We start from the raw sequence: 15,194 nt of genomic DNA, 5'->3' as shown, positions 1-15,194 counted from the left end.
TCTGTCTCATCTCCACTCCTTGGTGGTTACGATGTGCCAGAAACCCTCTCTTATCAAATCACCCTATTCTGTCCCATTGGCGCTGACGTCAGACAAGGCCAGACGGTGCTGAAGCACGGCGCTGGGTCGTGCCCGGTGGGCCGCGTGCCCGCGGCCGAGATCGAGGCCGCGGTTATCGATCAATTGCGGGCGGTGTTCCGCCCGCCCGAGATCGTGGTTGGTACGTGGAAGGCAGCGCGCGCCCACGCCGCCGACATCACCGAGGCCGATGCCTGTATCGCCCTGCAACAACTCGATCCGTTGTGGGACGAACTCTTCCCCGCAGAGCAGGCGCGCATCGTGGCGCTGTTGGTCGAGCGCGTAGACATCGCCAGCGACGGCCTGAACGTCAGGCTGCGCTTCGACGGACTCGGCGGTCTGGCCCGCGAGATGCTGGCCGGTGGCATAGAGGCGGCCGCATGAACCGCGGAGTCCCGATCCCGGAGACTGTGACGCTCCATGTCCCGTTCCGGATCGTGAAGCGCGGCGGGCGAAAGGAAATGCAATTGCCGGATGGCGCCACCCAGCCCCGCAAGACCGACAACACGCTGGTCAAGGCGCTGGCGCGCGCATTCCGTTGGAAGCGCATGCTCGAGTCGGGTGAGTTTGCCACCATCGCAGAACTGGCCGAGCGCGAGGGGATCGCGTCCTCCTACATGACCCGCGTCCTGCGGCTCACGCTGCTCGCGCCCGATATCGTCGAGGCGATCCTGGACGGGAAGCAGGGGCCTGACGTCACGCTGCGGAAGGTGCTTGAGCCGTTTCCGGTAGAGTGGGCCCAGCAGCCCGCCGCCATCTTCCTCCTGAAAGAATAGGGGCAGGCCGCAGCCTGCCCCAATGGTGTGGATCTTTCACCTTATCGCGGGAAAGACCACGCCGCTTCTTCTGCTAGGAATATCAGGCTATCCTGGAATACGCTGGCTTGGCAAGCACTTCGGAGGGCTCATGTATCGTTTCGCCTTTGACCTTGGAACAAATTCGCTCGGCTGGGCGGTCTACCGGCTCGACGATCGCTCGCATCCCGCTTCGCTTGAAAAGCTCGGGGTGCGGATATTCCCGAACGGCCGGGATCCGCAGTCGAAGGAATCCAATGCTGCGGGCCGCCGCGGTCCGCGCGGTTCGCGGCGACGACAGGACAGAACGCTCGGACGACGCAGACGGTTGCTCGACGACCTGATCGAATTCGGCCTGCTGCCATCAGATGCAGATGCGCGCAGCGCAGTCTTTGCTGCAAACCCCATCGAAGCACGAGCGAAGGCCGCACGCGAGCAGGTGGCTCTGGAACAACTCGGCCGGGCGCTCTGGCACATGTCCAAACACCGAGGCTTCAAAAGCAATCGTCGTGCCGACAAGGATGCAGATGAAAAGGGCAAGATCGCAACGGCGTCGAATGCTCTCATGGAGCGTCTCAAGTCCGAAAGTCACCCGACCTACGGCGCCTTCCTCCACGCCCGTCTCGCGCGTGGCGAAGGGACTCGCATCCGGCCTACGGGCGAAGGCGCGAAACTGTCCTACGCGTTCTATCCGACCCGTGCCCTACTGGAAACGGAGTTCGATCACATCTGGGCCACGCAGGCTGCCTTTCATCCGACGCTGACGGATGGCAAGCGGGAACGGCTGCGCGATACGATCTTCTTTCAGCGCCCGCTGCGGCCCGTCCGGCCGGGGAAATGCACCTTCTTCCCGGATCAGGACCGCCTGCAGCGCTGGCATCCGGCCGCTCAGGAATTCCTGATCTTGGCTCAACTCAACCATTTACGCATCGTCGATGACCATGGCGAACAGCCGCTGGACATCACCACCCGTGATCTTGTCGCGCGGACCCTGATGAGCGGGACCAAGCTGACCTGGGCGGCGTTGCGAAAGACCCTGAAATTGCCGACGCAGGCTGAGTTCAATCTGGAAAAGGGCGGCCTGAAGGAGCTTGCGCGTAACGACGTGGCCGCACGATTGCTGGGCAGCGCGAAGAAGCCAGGCCCCTTGGCAAGCCTCTGGCCAACCCTCGACAATGCCATGCAGGTGGAGATGCTTGGCCGGATCGCGGATACGGCCGACCCAGAAGAGTTGATCGGTTGGCTGATGGACCGGCACAACCTTTCCCGCAACGCGGCGGAAAAGGTCGAGAAGATCCCGCTGCCGGACGGTCACCTGCGGTTCTGCCTGGAGGCTACGCAGGCCATCGTGGAAGAGATGCGCAAAGACGTTATCACCTATGACGAATCCGTTCGGCGTGCACCCGAGTTGGGCGGCGCGGGGCTAGACCATTCCGATTTCCAGGCAGTGGAGGGCGTGGACACCCTGCCACCCTACAACCGGCTTTCCGTCCTGCAACGCATGATCGGCAATGGTACCGGCGATCCGAACGACCCCGAACTCGTGCGCTATGGCCGGATCACCAACCCGACGGTGCACATCGCGCTGGGACAGTTCCGGCGCGTGATGAATGCGCTGATCGCCGAATACGGCAAGCCTGCGCAGGTGGTGATCGAGTCTGCGCGCGACATGGCGAAGTCAGTCAAGGAACTGAACAAGATCGAGGGCGACATCCGCAAGAACACCGCGCGCAACGATCGATGGCGGGCCGAATTGCAGGCGGAGGGTCTGCTGGCGGAAGGCGCGCGTGTGGGCGACCGGTTTCTTCGCATGCGCCTGTGGGAAGAGATGGGCAAGGGTCCGGCAGATCGCCTCTGTCCCTACACCGGCCAGCCCATCGCGCTGCACCAGCTGCATTCCGGCGAGATCGAGATCGACCACATCCTGCCCTTCGAGGACACCTTCGACGACAGCCCCGCTAACAAGACCCTGTGTTTTCGTGAGGCCAACCGTATCAAGGGCAAGCGTGCGCCCGGCGATGCCTGGTCCGGCGAGGATCTTGCCGCCATTATCGCCCGGACGAAACACCTGCCCGCCAACAAGGCTTGGCGATTCCTGCCCGGCGCGATGCAGAAATGGGAAGAGACGCGCGGCTTCGAGGACCGCCAGCTGAATGCCACCGGCTATCTTGCTAGCGTTGTGCGCGCCTATGCCGAGGCGCTGTTTCCGAAGACCGATGACGAAGGGAAGCGGCGCAGCCATGTCTGGGTCCTCCCGGGGCGCATGACCGCGATGCTGCGGCACCGCTGGGGCCTGAACCTGGGCGATCACAACCGCAAGTCGCGCGACGATCACCGCCACCACGCGATCGACGCCGCCGTTGTCGGCGTGATCGACCGGCGGATGATTCAGGTCTTGCAGACCCACGCCCGGAGAATGGGGGTGGAACGACTGGACCGCGTGTTGCCCGCCCCGCCGGAACCTTTCGAGGGCTTCCGCGCTGCCGTCCTGCGCGCGGTCGAGAAGGTCAACGTCAGCCACCGCGCGCAGCACGGCAGCGCCGACCCGTCCGACCCCTCGCAAACCAGCGGCAGGTTGCATGAGGACACTTTCTTCGGCCTTGTGCGTGACTTGCCGGAAAATCAGGCCGACCGGACCATCGGAAATGTCGTGGTGCGCAAGCCCGTCCTTGACCTGACGGAAAAGGAAATTGGCCAAGTGCGCGACGTGAAGCTGCGCCTGAGCCTTGAGAAAGCCACAAGATCAGCGCGCGACAGGTCGCTGCCGGATGCCGAACGCAAGAAGCGCCTGCCCGAGGCACTGGCGAAATGGGTTCAGGACACCGGACACCGCAAACTGCGCATCCTGAGAGAAGAAAAAAGTGTGCGCGCTGTTTGCGACCGTGATGGCAAACCCTACAAGTGGCTGGTCCCAAGTGAAAATGCTTTCATGGACATCCTCGAAACCCCCGACGGCACCTGGTTCCAGCACGCGACCGACATCTGGGCGGCCAATTCGGGCGGGGCCGAGCCGTGGAACGTCGCGCATCCCAACGCGCGTTTCATCATGCGCGTCCACAAGAACGACACGATCCAGCTGTTCGATTGGGACAACAAGAACAAATGCGTGGTGGAGGGAAGCAACAGGATCAAACGGATCATTCGTCTGTCTCCAAGCAATTCGGTGATCTATCTCGTCGGAACAAATGACGCTGGCGACTTCCAGAAACGCCATAATGACGCCGACGATCCCTTTCGCTGGGATTTCGCGAACGTCGGCAAATTGAAACTCCGCCGCGCCCGGCGCGTGCGGATCGACGAACTGGGGCGGGTGCACACGATCCCGCATGGGACGATCTGACAGGCAAGCCAACCCTTCGGGCACATTCCATCAAGGAGGCTCTCATGGTTGGACGGATACTGGAACTGACGGCACCCGGGCTTTCGGTGCACAAGCGCCGCGGATTCCTGGCGGTTGATACGGACGGAGGGGAGACCGGGTGCATCGCCTTCGATGACCTCGAGGCGGTGCTGGTCGCCAGCCCCGGGATGATCTGGTCGAACAGCGCGCTGGTCGAACTCGCAGCCCGCCAGGTGCCGGTAATGGTGTTGGGGCATGACTTCAATCCGGTGGCGGTGGTCCTGCCACTGAACGGGCACTTCCAGCAGGCGCATCGCATCAGAGCGCAGGCCGATGCGTCCTTGCCGTTTCGCAAACAGGCCTGGGCTACATTGGTCCGCCATAAGATCACGGCACAGGCGGAAGCTCTCGAGCGTGTGAACGAACCGTCCGAGCGCCTGCGACGACTGGCAACAGCCGTGCGCTCCGGCGACCCTGACAACCGCGAGGCGCAGGCCGCGCAGGCTTACTGGCCCTTGATGATGGACAAGGCGTTCCGGCGTGACCGCGAGGCCTCGGGGGCCAATGCCCTGCTGAACTACGGCTATGCCGTTCTGCGGGCAGCAACGGCGCGCGCGATCGTGTCCGTAGGGCTGCATCCGTCCCTGTCCGTCCACCACCGCTCGGGCGGCGATGCACTGGCGCTTGCCGACGACCTGATGGAACCGTTCCGGCCCACCGTCGATCTGATCGTCCGCGGCCTGTGTGCCAAGGGAATCACCGAAGTCGCCGAGGCACGCGGCGCGCTCGTGGCCAGCCTTGCCGCCGACTTCCCGACGCCGCAGGGCGCAAGCCCGCTATCACAGGTCTTGGTGCGCCTGGCGCAAAGCCTCGCCCAGTCCTGCGAGTCGGGCAAACTGCGCCTCGTCTTTCCGGACCGGCCAATCCCGATAGCCGCCGAGGAGCAAGACGATGAGTGAAAACGGCTTCAAACAACTTTCAGGATACAGGATCATGTGGGTATGGGTGCTTTTCGACCTGCCGGTGCTGACCAGCGCCGAACGCAAGTGGGCCACGCGGTTCCGCAACGATTTATTGGACCTTGGATTTGAAATGGTTCAGTTTTCGGTCTATCTCCGTCATGCTTGGAGCAAGGAGAAGGCCGAAAGTTATGCCCGACAGGTTGGCGACCTCGTACCCGACGCCGGCCATGTGCAGGTTCTCTTCTTCACCGACAAGCAATATGCGCTCAGTCAGGTCTTCCACGGCAAGCGAAGATCGAAAGCGCCTGCGGAAAAACCGGCTCAACTCGTGCTGTTCTAGGCTTGCCGAGGGCGTTTTTCTGCGGCGCAACTCAATAAAAAACCCCGCACAACAAGAGGTTGAGCGGGGTCAATCCTAGCAGAAGAAGCGGCGTGGCCAAGCCCGGACAATGCGGGAAAGATGGACGAGGTCAGCGTCATCCTAGCAGAAGAAGCGGCGTGGCCAAGCCCGGACTTCTTCCAGACAATCATCCGCTCCACAATGATCCTAGCAGAAGAAGCGGCGTGGCCAAGCCCGGACACAGGAGCCGCGAGTTCATCCGTTTCCCATATCCTAGCAGAAGAAGCGGCGTGGCCAAGCCCGGACTGCGTCATAAACCGCGAGTTCGAGTTCGATATCCTAGCAGAAGAAGCGGCGTGGCCAAGCCCGGACTGGTCAGAAACAGTGCTCGGCGTGAATGCAATCCTAGCAGAAGAAGCGGCGTGGCCAAGCCCGGACTACAGCGACCCACGTTTGAGTGATGGGCCTATCCTAGCAGAAGAAGCGGCGTGGCCAAGCCCGGACTCTGATTTTGAGAGTGTCCGCGCCCGCCCGATCCTAGCAGAAGAAGCGGCGTGGCCAAGCCCGGACCATGTGCTTCATGAAATCAGAGGCCGATGTATCCTAGCAGAAGAAGCGGCGTGGCCAAGCCCGGACCGATGCCACGCTGATCAAACCTCTCCTGAAATCCTAGCAGAAGAAGCGGCGTGGCCAAGCCCGGACGACGACCGCCAGCGGGTGGAAGATGCGCTCAATCCTAGCAGAAGAAGCGGCGTGGCCAAGCCCGGACGTGGTCTGAATGATTGCGGTGATAAGGGTTCATCCTAGCAGAAGAAGCGGCGTGGCCAAGCCCGGACCGAGAAATCGAACAGTATGAGGCCGAAAATGATCCTAGCAGAAGAAGCGGCGTGGCCAAGCCCGGACCTTGCCGTTTTCCATGCCTTGAGGGCTGGCATCCTAGCAGAAGAAGCGGCGTGGCCAAGCCCGGACGATGGCGTTCATCGCGTCTCCGGTGTGATAATCCTAGCAGAAGAAGCGGCGTGGCCAAGCCCGGACACGTAGCCGAGCAGCGTGTGATAGAGCGCGTATCCTAGCAGAAGAAGCGGCGTGGCCAAGCCCGGACCTGTTTCGCGTGGCCGACCAGCTGGCCCACATCCTAGCAGAAGAAGCGGCGTGGCCAAGCCCGGACTGATCGAGGGAATGACAGCCGCCCAGAGCAATCCTAGCAGAAGAAGCGGCGTGGCCAAGCCCGGACGCAGATTGAACTCGGGCGTTTCCGGCCCAAATCCTAGCAGAAGAAGCGGCGTGGCCAAGCCCGGACTGGCCGACTTAGATGGCCATCGCAGAGGTCATCCTAGCAGAAGAAGCGGCGTGGCCAAGCCCGGACAGCCTCGAACTGGCCGAATAAATCACAAATATCCTAGCAGAAGAAGCGGCGTGGCCAAGCCCGGACAGCACCGTCTTACCCCAGCCGCCATCGATGATCCTAGCAGAAGAAGCGGCGTGGCCAAGCCCGGACCTCACCCGCGTGCAGGCGCATGCGCTTCCTATCCTAGCAGAAGAAGCGGCGTGGCCAAGCCCGGACGACAGAATCGCGTGATTGCAATGCAGGAAGATCCTAGCAGAAGAAGCGGCGTGGCCAAGCCCGGACAACGGGGGCAAGATGGACAAGGTCAGCATCATCCTAGCAGAAGAAGCGGCGTGGCCAAGCCCGGACATGGTATCGGCACTGGCGGTGTCGCCATGCGATCCTAGCAGAAGAAGCGGCGTGGCCAAGCCCGGACTGAGCTTTTCGTCAAGCGCATCCAGAAGATATCCTAGCAGAAGAAGCGGCGTGGCCAAGCCCGGACCCGGCGCGGGACAGCGCCCGCAGGCCGGCGATCCTAGCAGAAGAAGCGGCGTGGCCAAGCCCGGACGCTCTCCAGCATCCAATCATGCAACGCGGCAATCCTAGCAGAAGAAGCGGCGTGGCCAAGCCCGGACGAAATTACCGCCGGTGCGCGGGCGCTGAAAATCCTAGCAGAAGAAGCGGCGTGGCCAAGCCCGGACAGCGGCGCAACGCTGTTGTAAAGTTGGTTCATCCTAGCAGAAGAAGCGGCGTGGCCAAGCCCGGACAGGCGCTGCATGCGGCAAAGCGTGTCGATCATCCTAGCAGAAGAAGCGGCGTGGCCAAGCCCGGACTGAAGTTCGAGAAGGACCTGACGACCGCCTATCCTAGCAGAAGAAGCGGCGTGGCCAAGCCCGGACACGAATTGCCGTGAAATCGCCCCCCCGCGCTGGATGCGTCGTCCTACAATCACCCAGCCACAGCCTGAGAGCTTCCGAAACCAGTCGCGGCAGACGCAAACGCGACTCCAATCCAAGTAATTTCAACGGCTTGAATTTCGTCAATATCTACATGGGCTTACGAGAAATTCACCAAATCAGCGCAGTCATGAGGTCCGGAGAATATCGGCCCGGAGAGACCGCTTCCGTGCCTCTTGGCACGAGGGCCAGTGCTCAGGCGATCATCTCGCGGCCATGCAGCCCGTAGGCCCCACGGACGTCCGGCTTGCCGGTCTTGTCCGATTGCGCCTCCGGCTGGCCCTTGCACCACTGGAAGCAGAGCCGCCCCGCGACGGTGATCGAGTCGATGAAGACCGTGTCGTACTTCTCCAGCACCTGCGGATCGCCGTACTTCTGGCAGATCGCCTGGTAGTGGTCCTCGCTGTAGGGCTGGTCCTTGCGCAGCGCCGGGTTCGGGCCGCCGATGAACACCGCGAAGTCGCGGCATTCCCGCCAGGTGCGTGGGCGGATCGTGTCGATTGCCAGCCCCTCGATGGCGAGATCGCCAGCCTCGAGATCGAAGAACAGCGAGGTGGTGGAATTGAGCGTGCGCAGGAGCGTGGTCTTGCCGATGCCCGGCGGTCCGAAGATGGCGGCCTTCACGCCGCGCACCTCGGCCAGCCGCTCGTCGGCGGTGATGATCGGGAGGCTCATGCATCGCCTCCCTGCGGCCGGATCTCGACCTTCAGCGCGCCGGTCTTCACGGTCCGCGCCTGCTCGAAGCCCTGGCGGATCGCGTCGGGCCAGGCCGCGTATTTGCGCTCGGGCACCTTGAAGGCGATCTCGACATACTCGGCGGGGTCGTCCCCGGCGTCGCGGATCCGCTCGACCATGGCGCCCAGCTGCGACTGGTCCCACTCGACCCGTTTCGGCAGGTCGGCAACCACGGTGAAATCGCCGTCATCGAACCGGACGGTGCCGGTATCCTTGGCCTGCGCCTGCCGCTCCTCGGTGGCGCGGGTGGCGTAGCGAAAGGTCAGCGCGGCATCGAGCCGGGTCTTCGCGGCCTTGTCGCGTTTCAGGCGCTCGTCGATCTCGCGCTGGAGGATGGCCAGCAGTTCGACGGGCAGCCCGGCGATCACCTGCGGGCTGAGGTCCGGCAGGTCATCGGGCGTGGGGGTGTTCTCGGGATAGGGCATCGGGGTCTCCGGGATTGGGAATGGGATTCAGGCGGCCTCGAGCAGGCGCATCGAGAGCGCCGCGCCGGACGGGCCGGGCTTCGGGCGGGCGACAGCGATGTAGGCGAAAGCGTCGGGGCCGAGCCGGGACTGTACGAGGTGGACGAGGTTCTGCTCCGCCGCGCGCCGGGCGGCGGCTGCCACCAGCTGCAGCGTGCGTTGGCGATCCGCCGGCAGCTTCGAGATGACCGACGTGGCATCGACCGCGAGGAACCCGCGGTGATAGACCAGCGCCTCGCCGGGTTCGGCCTGCGCGATCCAGGCGGCGAGTCCGATCTCATCGAGCGCCGGCTCGTTTGCGCCATGCAGCTGCACGACCTCGGCCTCGGTGATGGGCGACACGCGTCCCATCAGGCCGCTCCCGCGCGCGGCTGGGTGTCCATGGTGTGCTGGAGCTGGTCCCGCTCGAAGGCGACGATGTCCTCGAGCCGGTAGACGACCCGTCCGCCGATCTTCATGTAGGCCGGGCCTTCACCCGCCCACCGCCAGCGTTCCAGCGTGCGATGCGAGATCGTCCAGCGCCGGGCGAGTTCTTTCTGGTTCAGGCAATGCTTCTGCTGCATCGGCTCTCTCCGTTTGCGTGTGCTTCGGAGAGAGATTGCGAAATCCCGCTATGGGATGTCGTCAGGATCGCAGGGGGATGCGGAGGGGGATGGATATGGCCTTGCAGGACAGGCTTGGACGGCTTGGAGGGGGATCGTCATCCCCTTCCATCCCCCAGCCGATCCCACACCGAGCGTGCTAAGGAACAGCGCATAGGGGGATGAGAGGCGAGTCAGTCGATGTTCAGACGGTAGCCGCCGCGACGGTCGGAGCGGATCAGCTGCCGCCAGTCCTTCTGCGACTTGAAGACGTCGGCCATGCGCAGGCTCTTCGAGCCCGCCGACGACAAGATGGCCTTGCCGCTCTGCCACGGCTCGCCGCGCTGCGCGGCGTCGTGCAGGGCACGGACGACCTGCGCCTGGATCGGGCCGAGCCGGAAGCGGTAGCCGTTGCAGCGCACCTCCTGGTAGTCGGCCGAGGCGATGAAGGTGCTCTCCTCCATCGCCGAGCCGCCGGAAGAGAACCCGGACTGAAGCTCGAAACGATCGCGTTCCTCGCGCCTTAGCAGGAGGTCGCCGATCATCACGAAGACCGGCTTGGCCTCGCCATAGAGCGACGCATAGTCCGCGCGCGGCGTGCGGAACTCGCTGACATGGAGCTCGCCGCAGCGGAACAGCTGGAAGACGTCACAGGCGTGCAGGTCGAGCAGCCCGCTGAAGGGCTTCTGCTCCCACGGCACGCGGAACCGCTCGCCGTCCTGGCCCTCCTCGTAGTCGCCGAACTCGACCGGCTCGCCGAAGACGCGCACCGACAGCCGGAGCTTGTCGTTCTCGGCCAGGTAGACGAGGTCCGTCTCGGAGATCCGCCAGCGCTCGAGCACCTCGGGGAGCGTGAAATACAGCTTGTCGATGTGCACGCGCCCCTCCGATTCCCCTGCCTGATGTTTACCTTCTGTTCTTATTCGCTTGACGTCCGTCGATCAATCCGATTTTATCCTATTTCATCCACAATTGGGTGGGGAAACATGAACGAGCACCACACGCTTGCCGACCGTCTCAGGGCCCGGGCCAACCAGCTCGGCCTCAGCCCCGCCCATGTCGCCGAGATGGCCGGAGTAAACCGCTCCTTCGTCTACGACATCCTGCGCGGGCGATCATCCCGCCCCGGCATCGACCGGCTGGCCGAGGTTGCCCGCGTCCTGAAGGTCGACCGCGACTGGCTGATCCACGGGATCGGCGATGTCGAGGGCACGCCCCCCTTCATCGAGAACCCGGACGAAGCCTTCGTCTCGATCGCGCATGCGAGCCCGCGCCCGTCGATGGGCGGCGGCGCGGTGGTTCAGGAGCACGACGATCCTGCCGGCCGAGCCTACCACTTCCGTCGCTCTTGGATCCGCCACAGCCTGAAGGCCAGCCCCTCCCAACTGCGGATCATGCATGTGGAAGGCGACAGCATGGCGCCGACGCTGCTCGACGGCGACACGGTGCTCGTCGACATGGCGCGCCGCGCGCCGAACCCGCCGGGGATCTTCGTGCTGGACGACGGCATGGGACTGGTGGCCAAGCGGCTCGAGCACATCCCGAACAGCGACCCGCCGGCCGTGCGCGTCATCTCGGATAACGGCTTCTACAGTCCTTACGAGCGAACGGCCGACGAGATCCACATCGTCGGCCGCATCCGTTGGTTCGCGCGGGAGATCTGACTGAACAAAGCGCGAACGATCACGACTCGACTCACAGTCTCGCCTACGATATATTGCGGAGGACAGGGAGGCAGACCCCACCAGTAGAGGAGACGCCTATGCTCTTAAACATTTTCAACGTAGATCATGGCGCATGCGCATTGGTCACCACTAGCAACGGTCGCCGAGTATTGATCGATTGCGGTCACCATGCCGAAGAGCGTTGGTTGCCTGGAGCTGCTTTAAACTCCATGGGCATCTACAATATCGACAGGCTTTTCATAACAAACTTTGACGAGGACCATTGCTCTGGGATCGGAGATCTCTTGAGTCGGGTATTCGTACAAGCACTCGTGACCAACAATACAATTACATCCCAAGCCGTTCGTGAAATGAAGTCCGCCAATGGCATGGGTAACGGTATCCGTCGCCTCATTGAAAGCATGGAGCGAACATTCACGGGTGGACCCGTCTCCGCAGTTGATGACGCGAATTTCGGGGATGCCTCTTTCTCGGTATTCCGAAACCCGTATGATCCCTACTTCGGGTTCAGCGACACCAACAATCTGAGTTTGGCAATATTCATCCGCTGTGGCCCGCACAAGATAGTTTTTCCTGGCGATTTAGAAGTCCGAGGCTGGAAAGCGCTAATGCAGAATCCGGCATTCGCGAGAGAGTTGCGAGACGTGACCCTTTTCGTGGCATCTCATCATGGAAGGCTGAATGGCTACTCTCGTGAAGTCATGGAAGCTTGCCCGAACATCCAAGCGGTCATCTTCTCAGACGATGGCATCGCTTATCAGACGCAGGAGACTGTTGATCTATACCGTCAGCACGCAAACGGGATCATTTTTGATGGTAAACTCCGTCGGGTTCTGACGACGCGGCGCGACCGGTCGATGATATTCCATTTGAATGAAGCCGGAGGCGGCACCGTGTCGCTCAACGTTGCGGCGTGAACATATCGTTCGATTTCTATGAGTATGCCGGAATCATAGTGCCGGGCTCGGTTTTAGCTTTCGGCGCAATGTTTTTGATGCCTGAGTTCCGCGAACAGCTAGGGCCAGACGGCTTCACATTCGGGGAACTTGGTCTTTTCGTGGTGCTTTCCTACGCTCTTGGACAACTTGTTCAAGGTATCGGGAATGCCGTCGAATGGCTCCTTTGGTGGCCTCTAGGCGGCCTGCCAAACAAGCGAGTCTTGGATGGCGAGGCACTTACCGAACAGCAGCACTTGCGTCTGTTGGACTTACTACGGAACGAGAAAATCATAGGCGAAGAGGGTCTTTCAAAGCAGGACGCCAGAGCAGCCATGCGAGAGGTCTATGCCCGAGTTGCAGCTGCAGGCCAGTCTGCAAGGGTAGACAAATTCAATGGAATATACGGTATGTTGCGTGGTCTTTCGGCATCTCTGCTGCTCCTGACCATTGCCTTCGCACTAGTTGAGACGGAGAGAGCAACGCTGCTGCTCGTCGGCTTTTCGACGTTGGTTTCACTTCGCAGGATGCACCGGTTTGGCTGGCACTACGGCCGGGAACTAGTAGTCGTGTATCTCGCGATGCATGCTCGACCGACCAAGCCGTAGTACTGCATCATCGCTTCGCTTTGCGCTCTTTCGCGCGAATACGACAACCCTCTGTTTTCACTTGAATTCCTTTGCCGATCGCGGCGAACACGGAGCAAACCGTCTCACGAGGTTCGCTCCCCATGCCAGACGATATCGCCTTCGCGCCGCCCGCCGACACGCTCACCACAGATGAGCGGCTGGCGGAACTGGCCGCCATCCTCGCCGGCGCCATCGTGCGCATCAACCCACGGGAAACGAACGAAAAATCTCCGCTCGACGGAGACAGTTCGCTGGACATTCTCGCCCTCAGACGCCGTCGTCGGAGACAGGTTCGCAACCGAGTTGGAGACGACGCATGAGGAAAAACGCAAGGAAATCAGGCGCGCAGGCCGCGCCCGCAGGCCAGGCGGAGAGGATCGACGTCCTGGCCGAACTGACGGCGATGAAGGCGATGACGGTGCCCGAATTGCAGGAGAAGTGGCAGGCCATCTTCGGGGAGCGCGCGCCGAACGCCAGCCGCGGCAACCTCGAGCTTCGGCTGGGCTACCGCATCCAGGAACTGGCCCATGGTGGGCTGCGCCGGGAGACGCGCCGCACGCTCGATGCGCTGGCCGACGAGGTCATGAGCGGCAAGCTGGGCGGCATGGTGGCGGATCGCCCAGTTCGAGCGCGAGGTGATCGGCGAGCGCATCCGCGACAAGGTCGCTGCCTCGAAGAAGAAGGGCATGTGGATGGGCGGCTATGGCACATGGAACTTCCGGGAGCTTCTGAAGGACCACGATTATCATCGCGGGATCCCTCCACGATTTCTGACTGAGGCATCATTCCTTGTCAGCGAGACAGAGCTAGGTATCGCCCACTTTCAGGACAAAAAGGTACAGATGAAGTATCGTGACTTCGTTGATCGCCTCAAAGCATTCGTAGATTATTTCGGCATGCACTCTTCTCCGGAGAGGTTTGGCAGCGTCACATTACAGTCGGTAATCCCCGCAAGCCAATTCGACGAGATGAATATTGCGCAACACCATCAATCCGAGATCAACGAGGTGAACCGACTGGCGACCGAAGCTTGGAAGGCCCTCGTTCCTCTGATTTCAGAGATAAAGGACCGCATTCCTGAAGTTTTTGACGAACCAATCAAGGGTGGCTGGATAAGGAGCCCTGAAGAATAGGCCCGTGACGGTTCAACAAGAATCCTTTGAATGGTCGGGCTCACCATTACGAGGCGATCAAACCTCGGCAGCGTTCCACGAGACTGTTTAATTAAAGCTGGCCTGAAACGACGTGGGGGTCAGCGAGACATGCGCATCGAGCGGCGGGTAAAGCTGGAACGCCCTCGGCTCGCGCGAGAAATTCCACATCCGGAACAGGCACCACTCCGCACGCCGTTCGTCGGCAACGGCCAGCTCGTTGCGCGTGATGTGGAAGGGCGTTCGCTCCCAGCCGTTCGTCGTTTTCACCTCGATCAGCCGTGGCCGGCCGTCCGGCGCATAGCTGGCAATGTCGTAGCCCGCCCCATCTCCCTCCTCCTCCGAGACCCAACGGACCTTGCGCGCCAGGTCTTCGCGCCCGGCGGCCCTCAGGGTGGCATGCTCATGCGCCAGGACACGTTCTTCGCCAGCGCGGCCAAGGGCGCGATTGCGCTCGTCCCGGCCCGCCACGTCGAACTTCCGGGCGACGTGCAGCATCTGGTCCAGCTCTTGCGGCGGGGGCTGGTTGGATAGCGTGGGCGGAGGAGCGATCCAGATCTGCGCCGCCTCGCGCATGCCGGTCGCAAGGCGCGTTCCCGGCAAACGGCCGAGCCAGTCCGGATGCAGGTCCAGCCACCGCGCCACCGCGTCGACCAGCGTCATCTGGAAATTGAAGGCGGGCTTGTAGCCGGGGATCCAATCCTCGCCGAGCCCCTTCAGCACGGCGCTGATGTTCTGGTGCTTGAACTCGACGGACCCCTCCGACCGGTCGTTCAGAAGCGGCAGGAGCGCCCGGCGATGCTCGGCCTTGCTGTAGCGGCGCCCGGCGATGTCGTCGGCCAGCATCGCGAAGTAATCCGCGACGATCAGGTCGTTTTCTTCATCGGTCCAGGGGCCACTCGCCATGCCGCCAGGCTAGAGGCGCGATGTGCGTTTGTCATCAATGGCTTCGCTGGACCCGGCGCCGATTGCAACGCTCCGCTACGCGCTGGTCTGTGCCGGCCCGCTGGCGTGCGCCTCCTGCATGTTCGGTCTCTGTTTCACTCGATAGCGATGGAAACAGGGCGCGCAGTTTTGGCGGGTTCGCGAGTCAGGCCATTGAAAAGCTGGGGGAAATTTCGACCGAACCGAAATCAGTGCGGTTCGCCCGACCAGAGACGAGAGGCCATTCAGAGACGGAAATCCCTGTGCACCCAAGCCTCAGCGGTTCGCACCAA

16 protein-coding genes, 1 pseudogene and 1 CRISPR repeat array are annotated in these 15,194 nt (G+C 62.3%); of the genes and pseudogenes, 11 read left to right on the top strand and 6 right to left on the bottom strand.

From position 1 onward, the window contains the following. From C8N32_RS01815 to cas2, 5 genes and pseudogenes are all read left to right on the top strand, one after another. Nucleotides 1–462 (top strand): annotated as a pseudogene (locus tag C8N32_RS01815) (hypothetical protein); the annotation flags it as partial. After that, a complete protein-coding gene (locus tag C8N32_RS01810; RefSeq protein WP_107890748.1) occupies nt 459–854 on the top strand; it encodes a hypothetical protein in 396 nt (131 codons plus the stop codon). The pseudogene C8N32_RS01815 and the gene C8N32_RS01810, both read left to right, overlap by 4 nt. Before the next feature lie 130 nt (nt 855–984). Next, on the top strand, nt 985–4,212 hold the full coding sequence (gene cas9, locus C8N32_RS01805) for a type II CRISPR RNA-guided endonuclease Cas9 (RefSeq protein WP_170106707.1): 3,228 nt from the start codon (nt 985–987) through the stop codon (nt 4,210–4,212). A 44-nt stretch (nt 4,213–4,256) separates the two neighbouring features. Then, a complete protein-coding gene (cas1, locus tag C8N32_RS01800; protein WP_107890746.1) occupies nt 4,257–5,171 on the top strand; it encodes a type II CRISPR-associated endonuclease Cas1 in 915 nt (304 codons plus the stop codon). Next, complete coding sequence (cas2, locus tag C8N32_RS01795; protein WP_107890745.1) at nt 5,164–5,514, top strand: CRISPR-associated endonuclease Cas2; 351 nt, start codon at nt 5,164–5,166, stop codon at nt 5,512–5,514. The genes cas1 and cas2 overlap by 8 nt, the downstream gene beginning before the upstream one ends. A 72-nt stretch (nt 5,515–5,586) precedes the next feature. Next, nucleotides 5,587–7,740: direct repeats of the CRISPR family, unit length 36 nt; unit sequence ATCCTAGCAGAAGAAGCGGCGTGGCCAAGCCCGGAC. A 252-nt stretch (nt 7,741–7,992) separates the two neighbouring features. Here cas2 and C8N32_RS01790 read toward each other — a convergent pair. From C8N32_RS01790 to C8N32_RS01770, 5 genes are all read right to left on the bottom strand, one after another. Then, complete coding sequence (locus C8N32_RS01790) at nt 7,993–8,472, bottom strand: ATP-binding protein (RefSeq protein WP_107890744.1); 480 nt, start codon at nt 8,470–8,472, stop codon at nt 7,993–7,995. Beyond that, nucleotides 8,469–8,957 carry a hypothetical protein gene (locus C8N32_RS01785; RefSeq protein WP_107890743.1) on the bottom strand — a complete coding sequence of 163 codons (489 nt, stop codon included), beginning with the start codon at nt 8,955–8,957 and terminating at the stop codon, nt 8,469–8,471. The genes C8N32_RS01790 and C8N32_RS01785 overlap by 4 nt, the downstream gene beginning before the upstream one ends. A 27-nt stretch (nt 8,958–8,984) precedes the next feature. Continuing rightward, nucleotides 8,985–9,347, bottom strand: a complete 363-nt coding sequence (locus C8N32_RS01780; protein WP_242509486.1) for a hypothetical protein — start codon at nt 9,345–9,347, stop codon at nt 8,985–8,987. Beyond that, complete coding sequence (locus tag C8N32_RS01775; RefSeq protein WP_074219579.1) at nt 9,347–9,559, bottom strand: helix-turn-helix transcriptional regulator; 213 nt, start codon at nt 9,557–9,559, stop codon at nt 9,347–9,349. Before C8N32_RS01775 ends, C8N32_RS01780 begins: the two co-directional genes overlap by 1 nt. Before the next feature lie 212 nt (nt 9,560–9,771). Next, nucleotides 9,772–10,455 (bottom strand): hypothetical protein, encoded by a 684-nt coding sequence (locus C8N32_RS01770; protein WP_107890742.1) that lies wholly within the window; start codon nt 10,453–10,455, stop codon nt 9,772–9,774. 108 nt (nt 10,456–10,563) lie between these two features. Here C8N32_RS01770 and C8N32_RS01765 point away from each other — a divergent pair, with 108 nt between their 5' ends. The 6 genes from C8N32_RS01765 to C8N32_RS01740 all read left to right on the top strand — a co-directional run bounded on the left by C8N32_RS01765 (nt 10,564) and on the right by C8N32_RS01740 (nt 13,959). After that, nucleotides 10,564–11,241, top strand: a complete 678-nt coding sequence (locus tag C8N32_RS01765; protein ID WP_074219581.1) for an XRE family transcriptional regulator — start codon at nt 10,564–10,566, stop codon at nt 11,239–11,241. Between the two features lie 98 nt (nt 11,242–11,339). Further along, nucleotides 11,340–12,179, top strand: a complete 840-nt coding sequence (locus C8N32_RS01760) for a ComEC/Rec2 family competence protein (RefSeq protein ID WP_107890741.1) — start codon at nt 11,340–11,342, stop codon at nt 12,177–12,179. Further along, nucleotides 12,176–12,805 carry a hypothetical protein gene (locus tag C8N32_RS01755; RefSeq protein ID WP_107890740.1) on the top strand — a complete coding sequence of 210 codons (630 nt, stop codon included), beginning with the start codon at nt 12,176–12,178 and terminating at the stop codon, nt 12,803–12,805. Before C8N32_RS01760 ends, C8N32_RS01755 begins: the two co-directional genes overlap by 4 nt. A 122-nt stretch (nt 12,806–12,927) precedes the next feature. Further along, nucleotides 12,928–13,146: a hypothetical protein gene (locus C8N32_RS01750; protein WP_107890739.1), complete on the top strand. Its 219-nt coding sequence runs from the start codon at nt 12,928–12,930 to the stop codon at nt 13,144–13,146. Beyond that, nucleotides 13,143–13,604 (top strand): DUF2924 domain-containing protein, encoded by a 462-nt coding sequence (locus tag C8N32_RS15525; RefSeq protein ID WP_107890738.1) that lies wholly within the window; start codon nt 13,143–13,145, stop codon nt 13,602–13,604. The genes C8N32_RS01750 and C8N32_RS15525 overlap by 4 nt, the downstream gene beginning before the upstream one ends. A 64-nt stretch (nt 13,605–13,668) precedes the next feature. Continuing rightward, a complete protein-coding gene (locus C8N32_RS01740) occupies nt 13,669–13,959 on the top strand; it encodes a hypothetical protein (protein WP_146159669.1) in 291 nt (96 codons plus the stop codon). A gap of 87 nt (nt 13,960–14,046) precedes the next feature. Here C8N32_RS01740 and C8N32_RS01735 read toward each other — a convergent pair whose 3' ends face one another. Beyond that, nucleotides 14,047–14,883 (bottom strand): protein NO VEIN domain-containing protein, encoded by an 837-nt coding sequence (locus C8N32_RS01735; protein WP_107890736.1) that lies wholly within the window; start codon nt 14,881–14,883, stop codon nt 14,047–14,049. Between the last annotated feature and the right edge of the window lie 311 nt (nt 14,884–15,194).

Origin of the sequence: Rhodovulum imhoffii (genome assembly GCF_003046545.1) — a bacterium.
Lineage (GTDB): Bacteria > Pseudomonadota > Alphaproteobacteria > Rhodobacterales > Rhodobacteraceae > Rhodovulum > Rhodovulum imhoffii.
Note: the sequence above shows the minus strand (reverse complement) of the source record. Positions and strands in the feature narration are given on the sequence as shown.